The 24,171-nt window shown below is 59.0% G+C and carries 27 protein-coding genes; all 27 read right to left on the reverse strand.

Annotated features, from left to right (window positions below; translation table 11 throughout):
* Nucleotides 1-19 precede the first annotated feature (19 nt).
* Entirely contained in the window at nt 20-142 is a 123-nt protein-coding gene (locus J3R75_RS15080; RefSeq protein ID WP_307263154.1) for a hypothetical protein, read from the reverse strand.
* Nucleotides 143-169: 27 nt separating this feature from the next.
* Nucleotides 170-577: a hypothetical protein gene (locus J3R75_RS15085; RefSeq protein ID WP_307263157.1), complete on the reverse strand. Its 408-nt coding sequence runs from the start codon at nt 575-577 to the stop codon at nt 170-172.
* A gap of 91 nt (nt 578-668) precedes the next feature.
* On the reverse strand, nt 669-845 hold the full coding sequence (locus tag J3R75_RS15090) for a hypothetical protein (RefSeq protein ID WP_307263159.1): 177 nt from the start codon (nt 843-845) through the stop codon (nt 669-671).
* 226 nt (nt 846-1,071) lie between these two features.
* A complete protein-coding gene (locus tag J3R75_RS15095) occupies nt 1,072-1,362 on the reverse strand; it encodes a hypothetical protein (protein ID WP_307263162.1) in 291 nt (96 codons plus the stop codon).
* An 11-nt stretch (nt 1,363-1,373) separates the two neighbouring features.
* Nucleotides 1,374-1,775: a hypothetical protein gene (locus tag J3R75_RS15100; protein ID WP_307263165.1), complete on the reverse strand. Its 402-nt coding sequence runs from the start codon at nt 1,773-1,775 to the stop codon at nt 1,374-1,376.
* Between the two features lie 3 nt (nt 1,776-1,778).
* A complete protein-coding gene (locus J3R75_RS15105; RefSeq protein ID WP_307263167.1) occupies nt 1,779-2,408 on the reverse strand; it encodes a hypothetical protein in 630 nt (209 codons plus the stop codon).
* A 130-nt stretch (nt 2,409-2,538) separates the two neighbouring features.
* Complete coding sequence (locus J3R75_RS15110; RefSeq protein ID WP_307263169.1) at nt 2,539-2,724, reverse strand: hypothetical protein; 186 nt, start codon at nt 2,722-2,724, stop codon at nt 2,539-2,541.
* On the reverse strand, nt 2,721-4,670 hold the full coding sequence (locus tag J3R75_RS15115) for a hypothetical protein (RefSeq protein ID WP_307263171.1): 1,950 nt from the start codon (nt 4,668-4,670) through the stop codon (nt 2,721-2,723). The genes J3R75_RS15110 and J3R75_RS15115 overlap by 4 nt, the downstream gene beginning before the upstream one ends.
* A gap of 10 nt (nt 4,671-4,680) precedes the next feature.
* Nucleotides 4,681-5,598 carry a hypothetical protein gene (locus J3R75_RS15120; RefSeq protein WP_307263174.1) on the reverse strand — a complete coding sequence of 306 codons (918 nt, stop codon included), beginning with the start codon at nt 5,596-5,598 and terminating at the stop codon, nt 4,681-4,683.
* Nucleotides 5,599-5,600: 2 nt separating this feature from the next.
* The gene (locus tag J3R75_RS15125) at nt 5,601-5,903 is read right to left on the reverse strand and encodes a hypothetical protein (protein WP_307263176.1); all 303 of its coding nucleotides are present in this window, start codon (nt 5,901-5,903) and stop codon (nt 5,601-5,603) included.
* A gap of 14 nt (nt 5,904-5,917) precedes the next feature.
* The gene (locus J3R75_RS15130) at nt 5,918-8,362 is read right to left on the reverse strand and encodes a hypothetical protein (RefSeq protein ID WP_307263178.1); all 2,445 of its coding nucleotides are present in this window, start codon (nt 8,360-8,362) and stop codon (nt 5,918-5,920) included.
* Between the two features lie 310 nt (nt 8,363-8,672).
* Nucleotides 8,673-10,169, reverse strand: a complete 1,497-nt coding sequence (locus J3R75_RS15135; RefSeq protein WP_307263181.1) for a hypothetical protein — start codon at nt 10,167-10,169, stop codon at nt 8,673-8,675.
* Complete coding sequence (locus tag J3R75_RS15140; protein WP_307263185.1) at nt 10,170-11,132, reverse strand: hypothetical protein; 963 nt, start codon at nt 11,130-11,132, stop codon at nt 10,170-10,172.
* On the reverse strand, nt 11,129-11,986 hold the full coding sequence (locus tag J3R75_RS15145; protein ID WP_307263187.1) for a hypothetical protein: 858 nt from the start codon (nt 11,984-11,986) through the stop codon (nt 11,129-11,131). Before J3R75_RS15145 ends, J3R75_RS15140 begins: the two co-directional genes overlap by 4 nt.
* Nucleotides 11,987-11,995: 9 nt before the next feature.
* Nucleotides 11,996-14,002, reverse strand: coding sequence for a phage tail tape measure protein (locus tag J3R75_RS15150; RefSeq protein ID WP_307263190.1), 2,007 nt, complete (start codon nt 14,000-14,002; stop codon nt 11,996-11,998).
* Between the two features lies 1 nt (nt 14,003).
* Nucleotides 14,004-14,243, reverse strand: coding sequence for a hypothetical protein (locus J3R75_RS15155; protein WP_307263192.1), 240 nt, complete (start codon nt 14,241-14,243; stop codon nt 14,004-14,006).
* On the reverse strand, nt 14,243-14,719 hold the full coding sequence (locus J3R75_RS15160; protein ID WP_307263194.1) for a hypothetical protein: 477 nt from the start codon (nt 14,717-14,719) through the stop codon (nt 14,243-14,245). The genes J3R75_RS15155 and J3R75_RS15160 overlap by 1 nt, the downstream gene beginning before the upstream one ends.
* An 11-nt stretch (nt 14,720-14,730) precedes the next feature.
* A complete protein-coding gene (locus J3R75_RS15165; RefSeq protein ID WP_307263197.1) occupies nt 14,731-15,159 on the reverse strand; it encodes a hypothetical protein in 429 nt (142 codons plus the stop codon).
* Nucleotides 15,160-15,172: 13 nt separating this feature from the next.
* Nucleotides 15,173-15,739 carry a hypothetical protein gene (locus J3R75_RS15170; protein WP_307263200.1) on the reverse strand — a complete coding sequence of 189 codons (567 nt, stop codon included), beginning with the start codon at nt 15,737-15,739 and terminating at the stop codon, nt 15,173-15,175.
* Nucleotides 15,730-16,170 (reverse strand): hypothetical protein, encoded by a 441-nt coding sequence (locus tag J3R75_RS15175; RefSeq protein ID WP_307263204.1) that lies wholly within the window; start codon nt 16,168-16,170, stop codon nt 15,730-15,732. The genes J3R75_RS15170 and J3R75_RS15175 overlap by 10 nt, the downstream gene beginning before the upstream one ends.
* Nucleotides 16,167-16,517 (reverse strand): hypothetical protein, encoded by a 351-nt coding sequence (locus J3R75_RS15180; RefSeq protein WP_307263207.1) that lies wholly within the window; start codon nt 16,515-16,517, stop codon nt 16,167-16,169. The genes J3R75_RS15175 and J3R75_RS15180 overlap by 4 nt, the downstream gene beginning before the upstream one ends.
* Before the next feature lie 2 nt (nt 16,518-16,519).
* On the reverse strand, nt 16,520-16,993 hold the full coding sequence (locus tag J3R75_RS15185) for a hypothetical protein (RefSeq protein WP_307263209.1): 474 nt from the start codon (nt 16,991-16,993) through the stop codon (nt 16,520-16,522).
* Nucleotides 16,994-17,165: 172 nt separating this feature from the next.
* On the reverse strand, nt 17,166-17,804 hold the full coding sequence (locus J3R75_RS15190; RefSeq protein ID WP_307263212.1) for a DUF2190 family protein: 639 nt from the start codon (nt 17,802-17,804) through the stop codon (nt 17,166-17,168).
* Between the two features lie 87 nt (nt 17,805-17,891).
* Nucleotides 17,892-20,054 carry a phage major capsid protein gene (locus tag J3R75_RS15195; RefSeq protein WP_307263214.1) on the reverse strand — a complete coding sequence of 721 codons (2,163 nt, stop codon included), beginning with the start codon at nt 20,052-20,054 and terminating at the stop codon, nt 17,892-17,894.
* On the reverse strand, nt 20,047-21,564 hold the full coding sequence (locus J3R75_RS15200; protein WP_307263217.1) for a phage portal protein: 1,518 nt from the start codon (nt 21,562-21,564) through the stop codon (nt 20,047-20,049). The genes J3R75_RS15195 and J3R75_RS15200 overlap by 8 nt, the downstream gene beginning before the upstream one ends.
* Nucleotides 21,561-21,770: a hypothetical protein gene (locus J3R75_RS15205; protein ID WP_307263219.1), complete on the reverse strand. Its 210-nt coding sequence runs from the start codon at nt 21,768-21,770 to the stop codon at nt 21,561-21,563. The genes J3R75_RS15200 and J3R75_RS15205 overlap by 4 nt, the downstream gene beginning before the upstream one ends.
* A 43-nt stretch (nt 21,771-21,813) precedes the next feature.
* Complete coding sequence (locus J3R75_RS15210; RefSeq protein ID WP_307263222.1) at nt 21,814-24,153, reverse strand: terminase gpA endonuclease subunit; 2,340 nt, start codon at nt 24,151-24,153, stop codon at nt 21,814-21,816.
* Nucleotides 24,154-24,171 lie beyond the last annotated feature (18 nt).

Below are 24,171 nucleotides of genomic sequence, written 5' to 3' on the forward strand. Positions count from 1 at the left end.
GCATTCTCGTTTTTCCGGCCTACTCTTCTTTTTTCTCGTTTTTTGTCTTTGCCCACCGCGCCTTGGCGGCCTTGCGTGCGTTCTCGCTGCGCTGCTCGGGCGTCAGCGCGGCGAGCGCCTTGCGACCCTTGGCCAGGCCCACGTTTGCGCGAGCTTTGGCGCCGGCGAGCTATGCCAACTGAGCGGCGTAGCTCTCGACAGACCTGTCAGTATCATCCCAAAATGCGGCGGCCCACTGGGCCAGGACGATCCACTGAGGCATTGTAAGGGCATCCATTTTTGCCAGCGTGGAGGCCTTGTCAAGGCCCCACTTGCTGTCCATGCCATCGAGCGAGCAGGCATCCTCAAACTCATATCGCAGGCTGTTGGCGTGCGCCACGTCGATGATGGTTGCATTGAGGATGTCGATAAGAGCGCAGAGCTCACGGACCGTAAAAAAGCCCTTAAGCGCCCTGCGTGCATCTTTTTCGCATGCAATCCAGCTCTCGATGGCCCTGTTGGCCGCCGCGCTCTTGTTTTTTGCTGTGGCAAGATACTTATCGACTTGAGGCGTTAGTCTGACCGTGATGTTTGACATGATGGTTATCTCCCTTACTGTAGTTGTGGAGCCGGTCTGGCTCCGTTTGTTGGCCGCCGGGACGGTGCTGCGCCCCGGCGGTTTTTTTTGTTTATTTTTCCACGATCCAGCACAGGGGGCCGTAAAAATCTAGTTTTCGATTCTTTTCCTTTGCCCAAACGTGCGCATCGGAAACACTGCGTCGAACAGCAGTGATGCAGCGAGTTCCGCCGGCTTCGCGTTTCATAAGACGAATTTTTGCGTTGTTGTTGTTGATCTTGCTGTTCATGGTCTGTCTCCTGTTGTTGTTTCTGGTTGCCTCGGGGTTGCTGCCCCGTTCTTGCTGTCTGAGATATACTATCAGGCATTAAATTACGTTTGCAAGTGCGTTTTGTAATTATTTTGTAATTATTTTAACGGGCAGGTGTTCTGAGCACAAAAAAGCCCGGCACCTGGGGAGTGTGGCCAGATGCCGGGCGGGGATGGTGGGCTCAATGCGCAGCCCACCGGGTATGTCATTTCAGGAGCCAGCCGATGCCGACCTTGTCGATTACTGCGAGGATGCCGCCGATGATTGATGCAATAAGTAGGCCCAAAAAGAAGCGTCCGATGGCCACTTTGCCCTGCCTGTAGCATCCAGACAAGTCGCGCAGCCCACGCAGTTCAGACTCGGTAAGCCCTAGAGGGCACTCGCGCGGTATCTCCCGGGCGACGGCCTGGGCGATGTCCCGGATGAGAGCCTTGCGGCGTTGCTCGCTTTCAGATTCGCGCAACAGGTTCATGATGACGTCTTCTGTCTCTCCCATTACAGCGTCTTTCATTTGTAGTGGAAATAATTGTGGCCAACCAGGCGGACGGCCTTGTAGGCTGGATTGATTTTGCGGCGGTCAACGAGCGCAGCCGGCCGGAACCAGCGCCAGCGGCCGTATTTGGCAACCCACTCTTTGATCATGTTATCGCGGAACTCCTCATCAATGCGCTTGCGGTCCTCGGCCTCACCTCCGACGTGATAGCCTTCGTCATGGATGGCCGCCGACGCCTGGTGATTGTGGTACACCCACGTCAGGATGTCATTATACCAGCAGCCCTCCCCGCCGACGCCGTTGCAGATGTCAATCAATTCCGACGCCGGGCGATGAAAGAAGGATGTGTTCGCGACGAGCCCGAGGGTAAAGGCGCGTTCGCGGAGTCGCTCAATTTCGCGTTCCGTGTACTTCATGGCTTATTTCCCCGTGGCAGCCTTCAGTGCTGCTTCCTCTTCAGCAGTCAGGCCCAAGCACTCGGGGCACTCCCTATAGGCCGCCACGAGCCATTTCCAGTCCTCCAGACTCATATTCAATCCTTCAGGAACAGAAGTGATAGTGGTGTCGGAGGATACCCATTCCTTGAGTTTAGCCAGTGTGAGCTTGGTGATACCAGTTCCATTTGACTGGGGCAGAGGCAGGGTAACAAGGTGGGGAGATAGCTTCACGCCGTCAACGGTCTGCAATTCAGCTGCCTGTTTGATGTATGCCTCGGCCGCTTCCGGCGCTGCTACCGCAAGGTCTACCAGATAGCCAGTAATTTGCACACCGGTTTTGCGGCTGATCTTCCGCACGCCCTTTAGCGTGTTCGTTGCAGGGTCGAACTGCAGGCCCATGCCCTCATCGACTTCAAGCTCCCAGCTGGAGTTTTCGCGAGGAACGTCGACAATATTTAGGCCGTCCGTCCAGCTGACGTTTGCTGTGAGCTGCCCAGGATCGAAACCGATGTTGGTTCTTTTCCCGACAGTGAAAACAGCTGGGTTGTGCGAACAGCTGCAGGTGATAAAAGCCAGGATCAGGATCAGAGGGATGATGCAGGTGTGTTTCATGGTGGCCTCCGTGGTTGAGTGCGGGCGTAAAGGGCTCTGCTATTTATACGCAGAGCGTCAACCTGCGGGGAAAGAGAAAAGCCCGCCGACGCAATTACGCCAGCGGGCCGGGGGTGGAGAGAGTGGATTGTCACAATTCTGGTTGTTGAGGTGCTTTTTCATCCGGCTGGTATTCGTCGCCGTGGTCAGGAACGTTACAGGCGTTGCCGTCCTGCGCCAGTTCGCCAGTGATGGCGCATACTCCTTCGCAGCGGCTGACGCCGGTCGGTTGCCAGTACGGACAATCAGGTCCGCAGGTCTGATATGGGGTGCTCATGAATTTTCCTCCAGTGGCGGAACCCAGCCGGGGCGTGGCGTGAGTTCCCAAGGTTTGGGGTGGTCGGGGAAGATCGCAAAGTGGGCCTCGGGTGGAATGGACTCTTTGAAGCCCTGGTAGTAGCGCACACTGAAATGGGCCTCGATGTCACGGGGATACACCCCGTTGGCTCTCAGGCAGATTGCGACGTATTCCTGGGGCGCGATGCACTGGTAATGCGGGTGCTGCTGGCCGCCGGCGGCACAATCAAGCTGAAATGACTGAAAGATGAAGCTGAAGTCGCCTCTGAAATAGGTCAGGCCGCCGCCCCAGGTCGCCCACGCAGATCGATACCAGTTGCCTATCTCACGCAACATGAACAGCTCCCCCTGCGGACAGCGATGCGGCGTGAAGTCGCGGAAGACCACCGTGTCCAGATCACAGGTCAGTATGGACGCTTCTGCCGGCCAGATGTCGCGGTAGTGTTCGACCTGCCCCCAGAAGGTGGCGCCGGCGGTGCGATCGAGCACGAGCGGGATTGTCTCGATGCCAGGCACATCGACATCGCTCTGACAGACGAAGCGGAATGGCGCCGAGCAGTGCACATCAAATTGTCGTTTGAGCCAGTGGACGTGCTGCGGCCCATAGGCACCGCCGGATCGGAGCAGGCAGGTGATGATCAGTGGATGCTCATCATCAATGACGCCGTACTCATCGATGGCGTGCTGATCATATACATCACGCGCTCGGACCGGCCCCACGGCCTGACCGTCACGGGCATCATGCAGCAGCTGCCCGTAACTCAGCGGTAGCAGCCGGCCGCCGGGTGTGTCGCGCCATGCAGGCATGCCGTCGTCAAGATACTCGAATTCCTCGCCCAGGGCCGACGCGCAGGCCCTGGTGCAGATGGTGCGCTCGCGATAGCAGCGCCCAGCCAATGGCCCATGCGGATAGTGCACCAGGAGCAGGCCGCCGTGGCCGATGCGTGGAGCCGGGCGCATGCCATGATACTGCTGTGGGGTAAGCGAGTGATTGAACGTCGCCCGGTTGATGGGAAACTTCTTGGTGCCGGCGACGTACCCCCAGAAATAGGTGTCGCCTGAGCCAGTCGAGAGCAACGGGATGCGGCCGCCCATGGCACGCTCGTAGAATTCTCTGGTCATGGCCAATGCCATGCCGGGGTGACCGTATGCGCCCCTTTCCGACAATGCTCGGCCCGCCGACTCCAACACACCGAGACGCCGGCCGTCATCTTGCTCGGCATAGTACATGTGGCTGTGCGGGCTGATGACATCGCGCTCGCGCAACGCCGAGGCGACTGCGGCGGCCCAGTCCTGGCGGGCGAAGGCACAATCCACGTCCAGGAAAACCAGCCCCTCGATGCGGCTGTCCTCCAGCGCGGCGTTGGCACCAATTGTCCACAGGGCCTCCTTGAGCCAGATGCGACGGGAACGCTTACCGATGGTTCGCGCGATGTAGCGCACGCCCGATAGGCCGGGAAAATATCTGTCTGCGTCGGGCTCGGCGGCCTCGACCATGACAATGGCGCCGGGCAGCGGTCGTGATTGCAGGGTCCACGCCAGTGCCCGCCGGGCGGCAGCGACGCGCTGTGGATCATGCCCATGATGGCAGAGGACGAGCGCGAGGTCAGCGATCGGCGGTTGATCCGTAGCTGGCGCGATGACATGCAGTGGCTGCCAGTCGTCACCTGATAGCATGGCCTGCAGGGCCGCCATGACCAAAGCTTGCCGTGGCGACGTGATGATAGGCAGGGTAATTTCTGGCGCCGTCGGCAGTGCCTCGACGGTCCAGCCAAGGGCCTCGCAGTTATCGTCAGTCAGTCCGCCTTTGCCCTGCCATAGGGCCGGCAGGGCCGCGTGCGCGATGCCGTCAGGGGCGAGGTAACGCTTGGCCTGCGTTCGTGGCTGTATGGTTTTGGGGCGAGTGTCGATTTTGCGGTTGAGCATGTTATATCTCCTATTCTGCGGGAACCTTGCGTATTACGACTGCGGAGTCAGGCGATACCATCCACGCACGATGGACGTACGCAGCAATGATTGGCGCGTACTCGCCTGAGCCATCTATGTTAGTCGAGTAGATGCGGTGTAGCGCACTGTTGCGTATGCCATAGCCGCCACGGTAAAACCACGATTGATATCCAGACTCTTCTACTGCATGGTATCCAGTTACAGCAGTCCATCCATCAGTTAGATTGTACTGGTCGAGACGCGATGCAGTAACTACTCCCGCGTAGTCTGCTTTTATCCCCATTAGGTTGCCATTCTTTATGGCAAATCCACCGTTCCAGGGCTCATACAGATTGAGCATCCCAGATACATCTGTATAACCAGGGCCATCAATTGGAGTGGATATATCGTCCATGCGATACAGATAGCCACCGGCGACCCCTAGAGCTACATAGCCACCACCATGGCGGCCGCTAATGCGATCAAAAGATCCACCAAGACCAGTCAGGCCCTGGCTATCTATGAGGTATGCGTAGCCTCCGAGCGTAGCAATTCCTGTCCCATCGCCTGCAACCATGTCCCAGCCTGATGATTCTGACAAAACAACCTCGCCGCCGCCAGCAAGGATTCGCCATAGGGTAGTATCAGTTTTAATTCCAAATCTGTCAAAACCTGAAAAACCACCAGATACTGCTATGTAGCCATCTGGTACCACGTGCAGCTCAAGGCCATCCTCGTTGTACTGGTAGTCTGCCAGGTCAATATTGGTCTCATATAACTGAGCAGAGTTGCCTGTGACATCCCATGACTCATAGGTATATTGCTGCTCCGGCGCTGGCGGGGTGTAGCGCAGCCCGGCGGCAGCCAGGTCGCTGTAGCGGTTGGGCACCCCTAGCGCGTTGCGCGTGTTGGGCAGGATGATGGCCATGCTTACACCTCGCTATCGTCGGCGCTGACCATGACCTTGATGCCATCCACGCTACCAGCGACTTTGAGCAAGTAGCCGGCGGGGAGGAAGATTTTTGAGTCCAGGAACGCGGCGTTGTTGGCAGTTAAGGCCATGATGCATGACCAGATGTCGCTAGTCCCGTCATTGACCGCCACGGTCAAGTTGCCGGCGTTGTCGCCTGCAGCGGCCAGTAGCGACACAATGGCCACCTCATGCCCCGTGTCGACCGTGACCAGTGTGGCGGGCGTTGATGCGACAGTGGTGTGCGAGTAGTTCTTCAGCATGGGCTATCCTCCTATTATCCAAAAATGAGCGCTTGTTTCTTTGCGATCCTGCGTGCTTCGGCGGCGGTGATTCCCGTTGTCCCGCCGGCACTCGCAAATCGCACGCGGCCACCGCGTGACACATCAAGCTCGCCGAAGTAAATGATGGTTTCGCCGGCCGACCAGCGCGTGACGATCATGCAGCGGCCATTCTCGGCAGCGTCACCACGCTCTATGACGATGCCGTTTCCTGCAGCGTCGTAAAGCTCAACTTGGGCGATGGGTGTAGTGCCGTCGAGGAGCAGGTGATTGCCGTGGTCGATGTCTTCGAGCAGCTCAGCCGAGGTGAACTCAAAATCGGGCACAATCGGAGCGGCCGCCCCGGGAGCGCCGTCAATGCCGTCTTTGCCCTTTGGTCCCACCGTGACCGGGACTGGGCTTGACCACGTGCCCTGCGTCGCGCTGGAGCGCTGGAACAGAGCCGGGCCGCCGGAGCCGTCGCCGTCGGAGGCGAGGTAGACAAACCCGAGCGGCGTCGAGTCGTAATTGTCGCGCTCCGCGAGCGTGCCGGATGCATCGATATGGATGCCAGACCCTGGGGCGCCGGGGACGCCGGGCTCACCCTTAAGACTGTCGAGGAAATCCTCCCTGGTGCCGATGTTTCCCGCCGCCAGCCACTCATCGTAGGCCGACTCAGCGTTGATACGGAACACACCGCCCCAGGTTGCGCCGCCGTCAACGGAGATTTTCATGTAGTGGTCGGCGACCTGCGGGATGTCGTGCCACGCAATACCGGCGCCAACAGCGACCTCAAACGCGGCGATATCCACGCCAGCAGTTCCTCCTAGATTCCACACCACGCGCACCGTGCCGGCGGCGTTGTAGAGCCGGACGCAACGGTCGCCGGCGGCAAGCGCGCCGTGCCAGTCGCCATCCTCGGCGGACGTGGCGGAGTATTGAATGCTCAGGTCTGCCGATAGGAGCAGATTCTCGGCGGCCGTGACTTCCTCTGGCGTCGGGTCGCCTTCCAGCTGGATGATGAGCGATTCGGGACTGAACGACCCGCCCGCGAGCTTGAAGCGGAAATAGGCACAGCGAGCGGTGGCGAACTCAACGCCAGGCTCTGCTACGGGAGCCCACCAGTCGGCGTCAGCCTCGACGTAGGTGGCTGCAAAACGCGCAATAGGCAACACCGCAGCCTGCGATAATGCAACGGCGGCCGTCCAGGTCACGCCGCCATTCATAGAGTCGCGGTAGTATATGTCGTCGGCCATCTGCGTCGTATGCCAGCCTGTGTCATTGGCGTCGGGCACGGTGTTGTAACCCCGGATTACGTTGTAGCCGTTGCGACCGTTGGCGACGATCAACTGCCAGCTATCGGAGGTAGCCGGCGGCACGGGGGGCGCGGCGTTGTTGTTGTCGACGAGCGACAAAAACCAGCCATAGGCCGTCGTCACCATATCATGCAAGTCGTAGGGCGAGTTGCCCGCCGACCACGCGCCCTGCGGTGTAACACCGAAGCCGTCGATACCGTCGGTACCCAGGTACTTGACCCATGTCGCGCCGCCGAAGTCAGCGAGCACAGGCGTCAGGTCGAGGTTGCTGCTGATGAACTCGGCGCGGTACGGCTTGTCGGCGCCGGGGGTAAGGCTGAAACCGCTGCCGTCGACGGCCGTGGCGTAGGCCACATAGAGCTTGCTCGATGCGCCAGCGGCGCCGGGTACGATGTAGCGAACAAAGACCGCGTTGGCGGTGATAAAGTCATCAATGTCGGGCTCGGAGATTAGCGTGCTTGACACGAACTCGGCGCGGTACTCCAGCTCGCCACTTGGCGTGAGGCTGAAGTCGGTGCCGTCGGCGTCGCTCGCGTAGGCGACATAGGTGTAGCTGGGCGTGCCGGGATCGCCCCGCAGGGCGGCGGCGGCGACCTCGGCGGCAATGATGGCGCGCACCCCAGGCAGCCAAGCGGGGTCGTCCGGATCGGGCGTGTCCGGCGAGTCGCCGGGAATGTATCGGCGGTTCCGCAGCCCGAGGTTGAATTGAATCACAAACACGGTTGCGTTGGAGTCATCCACGCCGCCGAGCTCGCACCCGAACGATATGCTGGCGCCCTTGTTGAGGGCCGTGTGGAGTGCTGCAATGTTGGTATTGGGCACCACGAACTCGACCTGCGTAGCGCCCGCTTCCGTCGTTGATACCGAGATGTCAGATGTGCGTATCAGCTTTGGGATGGTCCCCTGGTCATAGTCTGAGTCCATCGCAAAATAGAGCCCGGTACTGGCCAGCTGCGCGATTGGGTATGCTGGCAACACGGCATCCACGCTGGAGGAAACCGAGCGATCAAGGGGTTGGCGGATGTCCAGCACGATCTTGGTACTCACCGCGATGGTAAGCGCCGGATCGGCGGCTGAGTTACCGAACTGATCAACCCAGCTGGCGACGCCGTCCTTGAGTAGCAGGATGCCACGGATTATTTGCATGGTTTTGACCCTTCGATTAAAAACAAGAGCCGACCCCAGTCAGGGGCGACATTCTCCAGCTGCAGCAGCCTGCGCGCAACCACAAGCTCATCATGCGCCTCTCCAGCCACACGAGCCGCTGCGGACCCCAGGTGCCATACGGCTTCGCAGCGCGCACGCAAGCCAGGCTGTGTCAACGCCTGCTTGGCCAGGGCAATGTGTTCCCCGGCGCAGCGTCGGCACGGCTGCATGCGCCGCTCTTGGCACTTCTGCTGTTGTTGGCATGTGGTACATGTGGACATATTTCACCTGCTATTTATACGCTCGTGGCCTATTCGCCCCAGCCCGGGATGTTCGTATGGAGAGCGTCGGGCGTGCCTGTAGAGTCGATGATGTCGCGGCTGTTGTGATAGGCCCGGACGCGCCAGCCATAGCGGCGTGGGTGGGTGGCTTGGGCGGCGCAGATCATGTCTGCCGCATAAATCATCGTCGTGGAATTTCTTACACCTATGGCGGACGCTTCGGACATGCCACCGACCGTGCCTTTGCTGGTCGTGCCGGTCTTGTGATTCGTGCGGTGTGGCTCGTTTTTGAACTCCACATTGGCGGATGCTGCTGTGTCGCCGATAGCACCGACGATACTGGAGTCAGTTAGCCCCAGCAACGTGTCGGCCTGAGCTTCGACCTGTAACGCGTAATTGCGCACGCCGGACTCAATAAGCACGTCATCCTCGTAAACTTCGTACGTGTCGCCGCCGCCAACAGCCAGGCCGTCTACATCGACGTGACCGATGAAGGCGTCCATAATGGCCCGGCGGGCGTTCTGGATGTTTCGCCCTAGCAGCCGGATGCCGCCCGTTGCGCGTACGTTCGCCGTGATGGTCGATGCAGCCGAGGTGAAGTCGCCACGGTTGCAGCCGTAGAAGCCGACCATGAGCAACTGCACGTTGTAGCCGCCCAGCCACCAGGGGGCGTCTCCTTCATCGTCATCCCTTGGGAACTCGTATTCATCCCATTCGCCGCCTCCACCGCCTCCACCGCCCCCACTGCCGCCGCCGCCTCCACCGCCTCCACCGCCTCCACCGCCCCCACTGCCGTAGCCCCATCCGGGGCCACCCTCGCCATCTTCCATGTCGTCGGCCTGCGTGTAGTACTTCCACACCTTGGTTTCGGGGTCCACAACCACGTCCATGACGACGTTGACGTCCGCTTTCGAGCCTGGGAAGCGCGAACCTGTGACGCCATCGACGCAGACCATACGGCCGAGGATGCGGATGTCTGGCTGCACGTCGTCATCTTCGGAGTCGTCTTCGGCGTCCTCTGGCTTCTCATAGTGCGCCGAGACGCTGATAGCGAGATCAGCATCCTGCAGGATAATCCCGCGCACGTTGCCGACTATGACCAGGTCGGTGCGGGCGGTGAAGTCGTCATCAATGGTCAAGTCCACAGCGATCTTGGCTGATATTCTGCCGCCGTCATCCCACGGGCGGATGCGTAGGCGTCCCGCGTAATCGCGACCCTTGCCGTCGACGGCCAGCATGGATTCCGGCAGCTTGTCCAAGGTTTCGCCGATGGCTCCCTTGACGCGAACTACGATTTCGTCGCAGCATAGCGCGCGACAGGTGCACTCGACCTCGTCGTCATCAAAGACCGCATCGAGCGAATCGAGAGGCTTTCCTCGTGTGCCGTCGCCATTCTCTGCGGCGTCATAATCGACCCATATCACCCTGTTACGGTAGAGCTGCCTGCGGTTGCCGTGGATGGCGTTGTTAGGCGCCGCCATGATCGGCAATAGCCACTGATTGACCTTTCGCGTCAGCAGCGACATCTAATCTTTCTCCAGGCATGGGCCGAACCAGTCAATGTATGCGTTGCCGGGCTCATGGTCCTGAGCGATGGTGGCGGCCTCGCCCTCAACGCGGACGCGTCCAAGGAGATACCACACGACGGCCGGCGTCGTCGTCTGCGTGGCGGACTGCACGGATATTTCACAGGTCGCCGGCGTGTCATCGGCGCCTTCCTCGGAGGCCTCGACGGGCGCCGTAAACTTGATGTATATGTAACATGTCGCGGCGGGCAAAGTGAACTCGGATCGCGCCACGGTGAATGGCTGGTTATTGACGTGGCAGACGCCGCAGAATTCGTCATCGGGGAAATTGCCGTCAACGACCTTGAAGAGCCGTGCGGGTGGCTGCGGATTGTCGCCCTCGGCCGGCTCTGCGGGCGTGGTCATGCCTGCCTGCATGATCTGGAACATGCCGCGCCTGGCGCCCGCGGAGTCGCTCAGTAGGAGCACAGCCCACTTGTCCGCGCCGACGCCCTGTCGCCAGAGGATGCGCGCAGGGCCGGCGTTGACGCTCTCAAGACTGCCACTGACCACGTCGGCATAGTCGTCATCCGCGCTGTGGATGGTGATCTGCGCCCGCGCCAGGCCGGTGAGCGTCACCAGGCCGGACTCGCCGGATGGTATGGCCGTCATCGCCACGCCCCACACGTCGGCGGGAGGCGCCGCGACAAAAGCGACGGCGCCCTGCAGGCTGAGCTCGTCATCGAATGACCCGGCCGGGAAGAGCGCGTCGCCAAGGCCAACCGCCTGGCCAGCCGCAATGTCCGCGCCAGAGTTGACAACAGGGACGACGACGCCGCCCGAGGCGCCGGAGGAGATTACGCCGCTCTTGCCATTGACGCCCATGCCGCGCACGCGCTCGGTGGCGCTGAGGATGTCATTCCACACGTCGGCGCGCATGTGTCGCGCTACATTCTCGCCCCGTTGCACGCGTTGGTAGGTCATAGCAGGTTAACCCCCAGTGCGTTGAGGTCGACATACTCGTACACTTGCTCCACGTAGACCGCGACTATTTTCTTGCCAGTGGCAGCGCCGTCTTTCTGATCGGCGTAGCGACACCATAGGTAGTCCCAGCCTCGTTTGTTGACGCGGAAGTTGTCGCCTACCAACATGTCAAAGGCATTGACGCTGATTCCGAAGTGATAGGTAAGCGTCCAGCGATCGGACCGCTTCATCCCGTCTCCCTCGCCCTCGACGCCCTTGAAGAGCACCTCGCCGGGCATAAAGCCCGAGAATGGCTGGGAATTGACCTTGTTGGTCATCTCGGCGATGTCCTTCCAGAAGCGAGCGTTGATTTTTCGCGGCTGGATTGACTTTGTGACGGTGAGCGTGATCGAGTCGGTAGACACCTCGACGCCGTTCACGTTGCCTGCGTTGTCGACGTTAATCAACCCGTTGTAGCTCGGGGCTGTTTCAGGGTAACGATTTTTGGTCTGAATGCTCTGGTAGCGAGTAGCTGACGATTGGCCAACGCTTACGCGAACAGTCTGCTTGTCGCGGTTGTAGATCGTCATCGATCCAGACGACCCGTCGAACTTGTAGTGCGCGGTGACGCGGTAGGTTGTTTCGTTCAGCTTCTCGGCGATTTCGCAGAAAGGCCTGTCGGCGCGCGCCAGGTCGTTAACCCGTGCTGGCGCGTTGGCACTGACGTGCTCCAATGCCGTTTTTTCGGGATCGTCGCCTGTCACGTTAAGCACGATATACGGAACGTCGATCTGATTAAAGGCGCCGGTCGAGTCCAGCGACACGCCGCGCTGACTGTACGCCTCGATCATCGTGAGTTGAGTTAGAACAGCCATGATAACCCTTCATCCAAAAGACAGTAAATTGTTGCGCAGAAGCTCGTTCGTTTGCGCGAGCTTGCGGTTGGTTTCCTCGACGCCCTTGGCCGTGCGTTCGGCCGCGTTGCCGCCTGTGCCAAGGAGCGACGCCGCCGATGCGCTGAAAGCGCCGGAGGGGCCCACGGCGCGCATCTTCTCGATGTTATCCACCGTGGAGTCTCCCATGTCGATCATGTTGTCAAAAGTCTCCGGTGGCGGCTGAAACTCCGGCACCGTAACCTGCGCCACTGCTTCGGCGATAGCCTTGCCGACGTCCGGCACACCACGCGCGGCCAAGGCGGACTGAGCATCGACGACCGTCTGCGAGTTGTCCGCGCCGGTTGTTTCGCGTAGCATCTTGCGCAGGACGCGGACACGATTGGCCTCCGCTTCCAACTCAGCGGAGTTCTTTTCAAGTTCGGCGTTGCGGTCACGGTGAGCGGTGAGTGGGTTGAAACGCTTGCGGTTCATGATCACCTCGCCCTGTTCGCGCAACGAATCGCGACGGGATTCGGAGGTGTGTAGCGCAGCGATAATTGCGTTCTTCTTGTCCGCGCCTGTTTTCCAGCGCACGCTGTTGAATGCCGTGTCGCTTGCCACCAGGGCTGCGTCGGCGTCATTCTGCGCGGCCGCGTCCTGCGCGGCAGACTGTTTCGCTTGCTGTACCGACCACGCGATAGCTGCCACCGCGCCGACGATTGGCAGCAATGAAATCATTGATGCGGTCAATGCCGGGCCCAGCAAAGCCGCTAGCTTGAGGATGGCCCCGAGGGCGCTAGACAGCTTGCCGATGACAATTAACGCCCCGCCGAGCGCAGCGAACTTCAGAGCCATCTCGCCAATAGTTGTGATTAGCTCCTGGTTGCGCTGAATAAAACTTGTGACGACACCCGCGATATCGGTCAGCTTGATCTGATACTCGGTCATCTTGCCGCTTATCGCTTCCCCAAGCGCGATATTGACGCCCTCAATGGCGCTCTTCATAATGCGCCAAGCGCCGCCCTGGCCGGACTCCATGAAGTTGTAAGTCCGTTGCGCCTCGCCAGCAGCCTGTTGCAGGCGGGAAAGAAACGCGTCTATGCCGCCCGCGCCCATGGACAGCGCGCCGCCGCCAAGCGAGCCACGAATATCAAAAATCTTGATGATAGCCTGAACACGCTCTGCAGTCGGCAGCCCCTCGACCGCTCGCCCAACCTCAGTAAAAATATCCAGCATGTTGCGCAAGTTGCCGCTGCCGTCCGTGGTCATGATTCCAAACGTATCCTTGAGATACTTCTGCACGCCCGGATCGGCCATCTGCTGAAAACTGCGGGAGATGGCCGTGCCGGCCTGCTCGCCACGGATGCCCATGTTGGCCAGGAGCCCAAGCTGCGCCAACAAGTCCTGGAAGCCAACGCCGGCCGTGACCGCGCGTGGGCCAGCGGTCTTTAGCGCCTCGCCCAGGTCGTGCAACGTCTGCGCACTCCCGTTGGCCGTGGCGGTGAGCAGGTCCGCGATGCTGGTCATGTCGGATGCCTGCATCCCGAAGACCACCATATTGTTGCCTGCAATCTTGGCCGCTTCGGCAAGTTCCGTGCCGGTGGCTCTTGACAGATGCAGCATGGGCTCAATGCTATTGATGATCGAATCAGGAGAGAAACCCATGCGCGACATGGACAGCATGCCATTGGCAACCTCCTCGGCGGTGAACGATGTCGTGCGGCCGAGCTCCTTTGCCGTGTTGGTAAGCCGCTGAAAATCGTCGCCGCTGGCGCGGGACGTCGCCGCGACCATGCGCATGGCGTCATCAAAGCCCATAAACACCCGAGCAGCGTTGCCATAGGCAAGCAGGGCCGGCGTGGCGGCCTGGACCATGCCGGTGCCGGCCGCCGTCATCGTCGCCCCAAACTGCTGCAGGCGTGCCGCAGCAAGCCGCAGGCCCTTCTGCAACTCGCTGGCGTCAGTCGTCAGGTAGACGACGGCCTTGCCCGCTAATACGCTGCCGACTGTCGCCATGTTAGTTCCGCCTCCGGTATGCTGGATTGTCGTTGAAAATCGATGTCATCACCCTATCCAGCTCCTCGCCATGCAATTCAATCTCTGGCGGCTTCTGCACTCGCCTGGTGAAAGGGTTGAACTCCGCTGCCGTGAACGGCTTTTTGCGCAGCTTCGGATCGCGATTGACCTCCGCGATCACTGCGATTACCGACGCCGTGCGCACCCAGTTTTCTTCCACGCGGGCACGCCACATCGCCATTAGGTCGCCGTAGGTGTATCCATCGGGGTTGACGCCGAGGACGCCGGCAGCTTGGACAACAGATATCCACAGCTCTGCTGCACTAGCGCGTCGATGTCCAGATTGTCCAGCGCTTCGCGCAGTTGGCTGTCCACCCTCTGCATCGCCTCCAGCGTCTTCCGCGCTGCTACCCGACGCGCACCCGGAAAAAAATCAGCCAGCTCCTCCAGGAACACCGTGGTCGCGCGCTCGATGACCTCGCCCGACAGGCCGCGCCCAAAGTCCTCGTCTGATAGTTGGCGCTTGTCAGCCTGGGGCTTGCAGATCACATAGAGCGCGTCACACAGGAGGATGGGATCGGCGGCCAACTGTTGGACGGCGCCACCCTGGCTGATGTCCATCAGATCAAGGCCCACCAGGCTCCGTACGCGCTTGGCGGCGGCGATGTCAATCGTCACCTGCCAAGCGCGTCCTTCAGTATCTTTGAACTCTCGCATGAGCACCTCCCTTACTGCCACTTCGGCGGACGCGTGTCGTCGTAGAGCGTAGGCACAGCCTTGCACTCATACCACACCACGTCATCGAGGTCTTGGGTTTCGTCCATTGACTCGATGTGAAAATCAGCGTCCAACCCCTTCGCCCCGGCTTCCTTGCTCGGCTTAGCGTAAAACGCTAGCGGAGTGCCTGCCATAATCGCGCCCATAAGCGTGTCGTAGTCGTCGCTGCCACCCTTGACAGTAAAAGACAACTCGCCCTCCTTGAGCCCTGGGGAGCTAGTTTTCCAGCCTCCCGACGCGCGCGTGGTCGAGTCGATCATCGTCGTTTTGATGCCGACCTTGACGTCCTTGATGTGCTTGAGTTCGGTCGATGCCTGCGTGCCTGCCGCGCCCTGGTAGAGCACTGCGTCTTTGCCGAGGAATACGGTTACAACTGACATGCTGATTTCTCCTTTACGCTCTGATTTTGAAGTTCTTATATTGGCGGGACATGACATCAACAAAGGCTGGCGCCATGAATGGGCGCTGCGGGTAGACATTCCCTTTGGCCTCGCGGCCAACGTTGAGCATGGTGTATTCATCGAGCGCCCGTTGCGAAGCTACCATCTCCTTGCGCGTTCTAATCTTGCGCCAAATGATCGCGCCATCGCTATTGAAAACCGGCCCAGGCTTACCCACGCGCAGCTTCCTTGGCGCGGATGGCTTACGAGCCTGTGATCCTCCAAATTCATGGTAATGACCAGTTAGCCCGGTGCCGCCGTGGGCTGGACCGACAACTGCCTCTTCCTTAGTCGTGGTCAAGGAGTACACGATGGACTTTTTCAGGCTGTGACGACCGCCGAGAGTCGTTGGTGGACGGCCAGGCAACGACCGCGCGCCTGATATGGAGCGTTTCTTTATGGACGCCTTGGCGGCGCGCGCGATCGACGAAGCTGCCTGACGCATCGGGTCGCGCATGGCCTCACGTATCCTTTGCGCTACCTCGGGGTTCATCTTGGTTTTGACGCGTACTACAGCCATGGATTCTCCACGTCCTTACTTGCTTTGATCTCGATTTCAGCGTAAAAAACGCCCGAGCTTCTAAGCTTCTCCATGTCCATGCCAAGAAATTTCGGACGGATGTTGAAGTAGTCTGGCAATGTCGCCGCAACGGCCTCCATAAGTTCGTTGAGCGTCGCCATGTGACCGCTCACGTCCACATCGTTGGCCTCGCGTACATACACCAGTACGACCGTCGCTGTGTAACGCACGCTGGCCCTGTCAACAACCACGAAGCTGTACTCACCAGGCACCACTTCGACCATAGCCACGCGCCCTGCTAACTCACTGCCTGTAGCCGATGGCGCCCAGCTTACCCGAGGAGGTGTGTCGGTTGGCAAGATGCCAGCGGCGATTTCTGCCACAGCACTTGCGAGTTGCTCCGATTCGGATGACATTTTCCCGCGCGTCATGGTTTCGGCCCTAGGTATTGCGTGTAGATGGAAATTTCCTTGTAGTCACCACCGTGAAAAGACCATGGCTCGCCGTCTGGATTGCCGACGCGGAAGCGCAGGTCACCGAGGATGATTTCGTCTTTCTGCTTCGGCACCACACCGCCAAGGTCTTCACGCTTGACGATGAATCGCTGGGCGTGGACGTACACTGGGAATTCGCCGTCGTACTTTTTGAATCGCTTGACGGCGACCTTGGCTTCGATGTTTTCAGCGACAGTGACGCCCCCTGACATGTAGGTGATCTTCTCTGTGCTCACCCCGTACATGTCACGCAGCATCTGCCGCCCATCCGAGAAAAAGCCCATCGTTATGCCTCCGGTATGGCGATCTTCTCGCCAAGGATGCGCAGCTCGAACGTAGTGCCGTCCGCACTGCTCAGAGTGATCTCGTTGTTGGCCGCGTCGGTGATGTCCAAGCCTGCTGGCTCGGAGAGCATGAGCGCACCGCCGCCAGCAAGGACGATGCCGGCGGATACGCCGAAGAACGAGCCCGATGCAATGAGGTCGTTTTCGCCCTTGTTGAGCAGGAACAGCCCCTTGACTTTCGCAAAGCCCTCGAGGGCGCCGGACGCCTCGTCTTCAACCGCAGTGAGGTCGATCGTCATGGGTGAACTCGACGCGTCGGCTTTTTCAGCATACGACAGATCGTATTTGCCGGCGCCTGTGCCGGCAGCGAGTGTCAAGCCTAGCGACACCGCGCCTTGGCCGGCAATCTGCCCCGACACCAAGCCGGAAAGCTGCTCAGTAAAGCTGTTTTGGAACTCAAAAAGTAATCGTGCCATAGTGGACTCCTATTCACCTGGCGCCACTTGACATGCCATGCCACACCAGGTATGTGCTAGGTTGAAAAAGGCGCGGTGGTGGTGGAGGGAGAACACCACCACCGCGCCGGCGGAATGGCCGGAACCGGGTAAAAGGTAGGAGGGAAACCCCCGGTCCCGGCCAGCGGGGGGCTTACTCGAAGATGCCGGCGGTCTTCAACTTCGCAACGATGGCGGCAATGTCATCGTTGATCTTGTTGAGGTTGGTCGCCAGGGCGCCGATGTCAGTCTTGGCCGCGCCTGCCCAGGTAAGGATGGCGGCGACGTCCGCCCGGTTGGCGTTGATGGCGGCTTCAAGGGCGTCATCGTCATCGGCGTAGGTGCCGGTCACGGTAACGTCGGCGGCATTGGTGGCGGTTGGGGCGTTGCCCACGGTCGGGGTGACGTCAGCAGCGGAAGGAGCGGGCTCGGCCTGGGCTTCAGGCGCCGAAACGGTGCCGATATTGCTGGCGTTGAGAGCAAGCAGCACGTCTGCGTCATCGTCGCCAGCAGCGGCGGCCGCACGGCCGATGTACGCGTTGTCGATGGGCGTGGTCTGCGCCTGTTTGGTCAAGGCGTTCCAGTACAACAGCGCGCCGAAAGCGATCGCTCCGGCCGGCTTCCCAACCTTGAAAACACCGGCCACGGCCAGGCAGCCGAGGGCATTGGCTGCAATGTCCAGCTTCGCGACGCCCCAGTAGTTGTTCTGGAGAGCGATGACGTCACCGGCGCCAACGGCCGAGGTCGGCGTGTAATCCAGCGAGTTCCCCTGTTGATAGTAGATTGCGTCCATAGTTTTATCCTTCTGATGTTGGTTTTGGAGTTGGTTTTTTGACTATTGCCGGGCTGGCTGATACCAGTCCCGGCAACATGGTCTCACTTAGACTTTGCCCTTGTTGAACACAATGCCCCGGTGATCCTGCTCACGGACGCCGAAGTCGAAGTACACCCGGAAGCTCATGCCCAGGGTGTTGAAGTTGGTCTCGCCGAGCTCAACAGTCGGGGACTTCTTGCCACGGAAGTAGCCGATTTCGAAGGTGTCAACCTGGTTGGGATCGCCCCACAGGTACCAGCCGGTATCGCTGAAGCCGGTGTACGTGGCGTTGGTCAGATACGGACTCGCGATCGGAGTCAGCCCGTATTTGGCGATGACGTTGCCGGCTGGCACCACTGCGTCGCCACCAATCAGCAGCGTGCTCATGGTCAGGCGCTGAGCGACCGGGAACAGCACAGTCGGGACAAGCAGGAACTTCGGTTCGACCGAGATCGGCTGGCCATCACTGTCCACCTGGTCCATGAACTTGGTGATAGCCTTTTCCAGCGACTCAACGCCGAGGGCGCTTGTCAACCCGCCAGTGTAGTTCTTGTGGTCGGTAGAGAACAGCGCTTTACCGTCAGCCTGCACCGGATTGCTGAGCAGGCGACTGAAAAACACCTGGTCAATCTTGCGCTTGCCACGGCTGCCGAACCCGGTTGGAATCTTCAGAAACTCGCCAAGATCATCGTCGTAGATCATCTTCCGCGTCAGGGTGAACACCTTGCCGTAGGTGCTGAGTTTGTTGGTTGCCCGGTCTTCCGAGACCGTACTGTCCTTCAGCTCGCCATCAGCGCCGACCAGCTCAAGGTCACCGACATCAACAAGGCGAACCCGTTCAGCCTCTTTGAAGTCATTCAGGTCGCCAACCGAGCACAGCTTCGAGGCGATGCTGTCGATGGCGTTGTACGCCTGCAAGGCCTTCTTGTTGGCGACGTTGCTCAGGATGCCTGGCAAACTGACAGTGGAGAACGCCGCCTTGATGGTGTCGTTGTTGAACGCCACGCCAACGTTTTTGCCCTCCAGGCGGCACGCTTCGACCATGACGTCTTTCAGGCCCATGCCCCGGAGATGCTTGTCCGCAATGTCCATGGCTTTCTCGCCACATGTCGCCTTGATGATGTCCTCTTTGATGCCGCACTGGAAACTGAGGGACGCCTCAAGCGCCGACGCGTCAACACTCGGCCCGTTGCGAACGATGATGTTGCCGGTAGCGCCGGGAAGTTTCGACGCGTACGCCTTGAGCACTTCGACCGCCTGTTCGGTCTGGATCTTGCTCCACCCGGCAGAAATGGCTTTCTCCCGAATGTCGGGGTATTCAGCTGTGATTTTGTTGATGTCGGTGATGCGAGTGGTTTCTTGGGTTCGAGCGGCCTCCAGGGCCTTTTCGACCGTCTTGCCGACGACATTTTCAAGGTTGAGTGCCCCTGCGGTGAGCGTGGGCGTGTCAACCGTGGGCGTGGCAGTGTTGTGCAAAGTCTCGCCAGCACTGCTGCCATGAGCGGCCGCCTTCAGCATGTCGGCCTTTTCAGCCTCCACGTTACTGCCGACCGTGGTCAGGTGCGCCTTGATGGCGGTTTCGTCCCAGTCGGGACCGAGGGAATACTTGGCACGGATGAAGTCTTGCAGAATTTTGTCCATTTGATGCTGTTCCTTCTGGGTTTGGGGGTGGGGCTGGTTGGATGCAAGAGTGATCATGTTGAAACTGGCGGCAATTTTTAAATGAGTCGAAATGTCAGCGCCGACCGCGACTATCGAAACCTCACGCAACAGCGCTTTGGTCACATGGACGATTGGCCCTTGAAATTTTTGCCCGTTGATCGTCCTCTCTTCACCTTCTGGGATGCGTTCGCTCGCCATGACGTCGGCGCCAATCGACAGCTGCCAGTCAATTTTTTTGCCCGCTTCGGCGATGTACTTTCCCTTCTCATTCGATGTGTCAATGCCACCGGAAACAAGAAGCTGATTGCTTGCCTTCTTTGCCGTCACAACACCAAGGCGAGCGCCGGGGTCGTTCCAGTGAGCAAGGAGCAGCGGGATTTGTGGGGCCATTTCCATGCTGGCAATATCCACAACAACCCGATCTCGCCAGCCCAAATTCATCATGCCGCCGGAATAGGCAACGCCAGAAACCTTCGTCAAGTCGCGATATGTTTGGCCGGTCGCCTCGACGTACTGAATGGAATCAGCGCATTCGCCGCCAGTGGCCATGATAAAAGGTTTACTCATCGTCTTCGTCCTCGTTTCGAGTTGTGGCTGATTCGCTTCCGGGTTGTTCTGGTGTTGGTATCCCTAGTTTTATACGCATGCGATTTTCTCGGGCGACCTGTCTCAAGACTCGACTCCAGTCCTTGCCATCCTTGGCACATTCGTCGGCCAGTGTTGTGGTCCCTGACGCCAAGCGTATCTTCTGGGCGTTGGCCTCCTTGACGGGGTCAACGTGATCAAATCCGTCCCACATCCACTCATGCTCAGTTTCGATGGAATCATCATAATCTTCCGGGAAGAACACCCTGTCGATGGCCTCGAAGTCATGAAGGAGGTCATCCAGGATAACCTCGCCAATGTCTGCGCGTTCGTTTCTGATGGCCCTGAAGTACGTTTGATGATCCAGCCGGCCTGATGCGTAGTTGTATCCGGAGGAATCCCCCATGGCGACGTTCATGGCCATAGAGAGGGGCCTGGCTGCCTCACGGATTTTGGTTTTCACAAAGTCCGAGTGTGTCGACGTGGGCTGTTCGGCCTTCATTTGGCTCGCTGTCCAGCCGGCCGGAAGTGCTATCCCTGCGTTGCGACACAGGTCGATCACCGTTCCAGGAGTTAGGGGAACGGGATTTTTCACGTCTTCGTCGTCAACCGGGGCGTTGCTCGACAAAATGAAGCTGATCTCTGCTGCCACCTCGGCGGCAGCAAGAACGGCAGTCGTGAACCGGCGTAGATCGTTGAACCCGGGCAGCGTACTCGCGATTTCGGAGATGCCACGGTGCTGCCCTGGCCGCCATATGTTGGCATAATGGATGACGTTCTCAGCCTTCACCATATAAGAGTCGGCCGTCGTCACGCTTCCAACGCTGGAAGAACCGGGGTGAATGCGCCAGAAACGGTATGCAATCGGGTTTCCGTGCTGGTCGTATTCAATTCCGTCAAATTCCTTCGGAACTCCGGTGCTGTGGAAGTCGGTCAGTGTTGAATGAAAAGCGGAACCGACCTGTTCGGCCTCGAAAGTGTCAATGCCGATTTTTACATGACTTCGAATCCTTGGGTTGTTGTTTTTCATCAAAAACACCTCGCCGTCAAGGGCTTTCGACCGCCGAGCCATTTTCAGGGTTTTCGCAAGGTGTACTGCCTTCGCCCACTTCCGCCAGCGTGCTTCGCGCCGGTTGAGTCGGGTTTCCCATTCGAGCACAATGTCGTCTTCCTCGTTTTCGCACAGCGACAACTGGAGTCGCGGGCCCGTGCCGATGACGTCGTCTGCCAGGGTCTTGAGAATTCCCTCACAGTAGCCATTGTTCGCGGCTTCATACCTGGCCCTGGAAATGATGATATGCCTGATAGAAGGCGCCATCGCGGCATCTGCCGACAAGAAGTCTGCTCCCTGCCAGTGCCGGCTTGATTCGGCTTCTCTGCTGGCAGCGTCGAATTTGCCACGCACCGGAAAAATGAAGTCACCGCGTCCTGGCGTAACCGGGCCGGTCGACTTCACAACGGCCTTCGATTTTGGCTTGCTCTTCACTGTCATCGTTCTGGGCCTTGGGTGGATATCCTGGCAATTTTCATTCCTGCCCATGGATTTCTGGATGCGCGCTTCTTGGATAGATGTTCATCCAGCTTGATCATGTCCGGGATTGGGCGGCTGCGGACCTTTTCGCCGTCGATTTCGTATTCTTCAGGCTGGACAGCCTTCTCAAGAATTTTCTTTTCAAGGTCTGATGCGTCTGTGCTCATTTTTCCTCCAAAGGTTTACTGATTATACGCTGAGGAAAAAAAATCAGCGCAGCGGCGTTATCCTGGTACTTGATGGGGAAATGCGCCCAGACGGTGAAATGCGTCCAGTCACGGCCGACACTATGTCGTGGGCGTGAAGTTGTGGCCGCCCCGCGTTGGGCTTGCCCTCGTTACCACCGCCGAGCTTGCAGCCTACGATGCTTGCCGCCACCATGCACCCCACCACGCAGTCCAGCCAGTGGTTTTCGCGACCCGGCAACGTTTCCCATATTTCCACCCGGCGTCCACGTCCGGCGGTCGCTACGCTGTACTCGCTGGACAAATGCTGAGAAAAAAGAAAATGGGACTCCGGGCTGCTTCCCCATATCGATAGGCTGCCGATGTCGCCCATAGTCGTCAGCAGGCGCTCGCGGAAGAATGTTTTCCAGAAGTTCGCATCGTACAGGACGTACCGTCCAGTCCTTTTCCGAGGCGCGCGCACGATGTACCAGTTCAGCCCGTGCTTCTCGCCCGGACGCCGTTGATATTCAGTCATCGGCTTCATGGACGCGGTGATACCGACGCCCTTACTCGGAAGCAATCGAGCCGAGTGGATTGATTCCTTGCACACTTTGTAGACGGTATCGGTCGACAACCCCCAGCCAGAATCGACCATACACCTGTCGAGGTGCATATCGGCGCCATCTTCACGCTGCCAGGTCCTGGACAGCAACGAATCTGTTATTTCCTTGGTTGCCGAGTAAATAGCGCCTTCAAGCCCGGCACCCGCATATAGGTCAGGGTAGGTTTTGATGACGTCGTCCAAGCTGAAGGTTTTTCTTCCCTGTTCTGGAAATGTTCCATAATCAACAACCCAGCCAGTGAAGTCGCTTGAGAAAGCGCAGACCGTGTAAAAGAGGACCTTCTTCTGCACGTCAACAAAAGCGACAAGGTTTTCTGCCGCCACGGGGATGGTGTACCTGGGACGGTTGTTGAGCCGGTCGAACACGTGTTGCTCTGTGATGCGCTCGGCGTCGCCGTAGTCTGGGGGCAGGGGCTCGTTCTGGCACTCCGCGTAGAAGGAGTCCTTGTCTTCCAGAAACTTGGTCATAGCATGCTGAATTGCCGACGCTTCGTCGTCCTCGTAGTTGCCTTCCCACGACACGACGGCTCCTTCGTCCATGGCTTCCCGATTGGCCAGATAGAATTCGGTCGCGTCGCGGCGTTCTCGGCCAGCGCGCTGGGATTCCCTGAGTGTGTCCGAAAACTTGAGCCACAGGTCCATGTTTTTGGGGAACTGGAGCACCATCTTCATTCGCTCGCCATTCCAGCGAGGATGCTTGTCTCGATCAAGAATTTGGTCTGCCATATCTCCTGGTTTTATGACTGTGCAGGGCATTACTCCTGATAGCTTCACGCCTGGGCCGGGCAAGCCGAGGATTGCCTTGCTGAGAATCTCCAGTCTCTTGTTATTCTGGTCCATGCTTGCGGCTGACTCGTCTGTCTGCGGGTCGTCGATGAGGACATATTGCGGACGGACGCTGGTACCATCGCCAAGCGATGCCTTGCGGCCGCGAATCCGGCCGGTGATGCCAACCACCTGAATGGCGATGCCAGACGCTGGTGAATCCTGAATGCAGGGCAGGGATATCTCCGCGTCTTTCCACTTGATCCTGGTTCGTTCGCCTCGGCAGGTCTGGCCGGATGACCGATTGACAATGCCGTCCAAGCGTCGAACCGGGTAACACACTTCCGGGAAGTCCTCGTGCAGGAGGTCGTTGCTTTCGATCTCGAACTTGATTTCGGACAGCGATTTGGTCGCAGCGTCTTCCGTCGCTCCGATCAGCAGGATGTATTTGCGGTGCCCATACAGGGCTGCCCAAATGGCCGACATCTCGCAGATCGTTGTTTTCCCCGACGCCCGTGGCATCGCCAAGGCGAACAGGCCACCATGAAGAAGTGATCTCTCTATTTTTTCAATCACCCGCAGGTGGTCCGGGCCCCAGCCGCGATTGAATTTGGCCGGGAAGTAAGTCTCAAAAAACAGTTTGAGGTTGAGTCTGCAATTCTCTTTTCGTTGCGAGTCAACAACTTGCGGTATTGGCCCAATGTCACGCCCTGACTGCGACGCGACCGCGCTGCGCTCTCGGGCCGCTTCTTTGATTTCATCGTAGGTCCGGGGCGATGTGTTTTTTCGTTGTTCTTCTTTTGCCGCTCGTTCATCCGCCAGCCAGGCGACGTACCTCAGCATGCTTACGGTTTTCCCGGCCGGGTCGCCTGCGATGCGGTACCCTGCGCGCTGCAGGTGGCGACTCACCTGACGCTCGCCCATCACTTGACCAAGAGGGGTTGAATTCAGAATCCTGGTCGCTGCGGCTGGCGTCATCTTGTTCAGGTTAATCACTCATCGTTCTCCCGTATT

It is taken from the genome of Oligosphaera ethanolica (assembly GCF_030814695.1).
GTDB lineage: Bacteria > Verrucomicrobiota > Lentisphaeria > Oligosphaerales > Oligosphaeraceae > Oligosphaera > Oligosphaera ethanolica.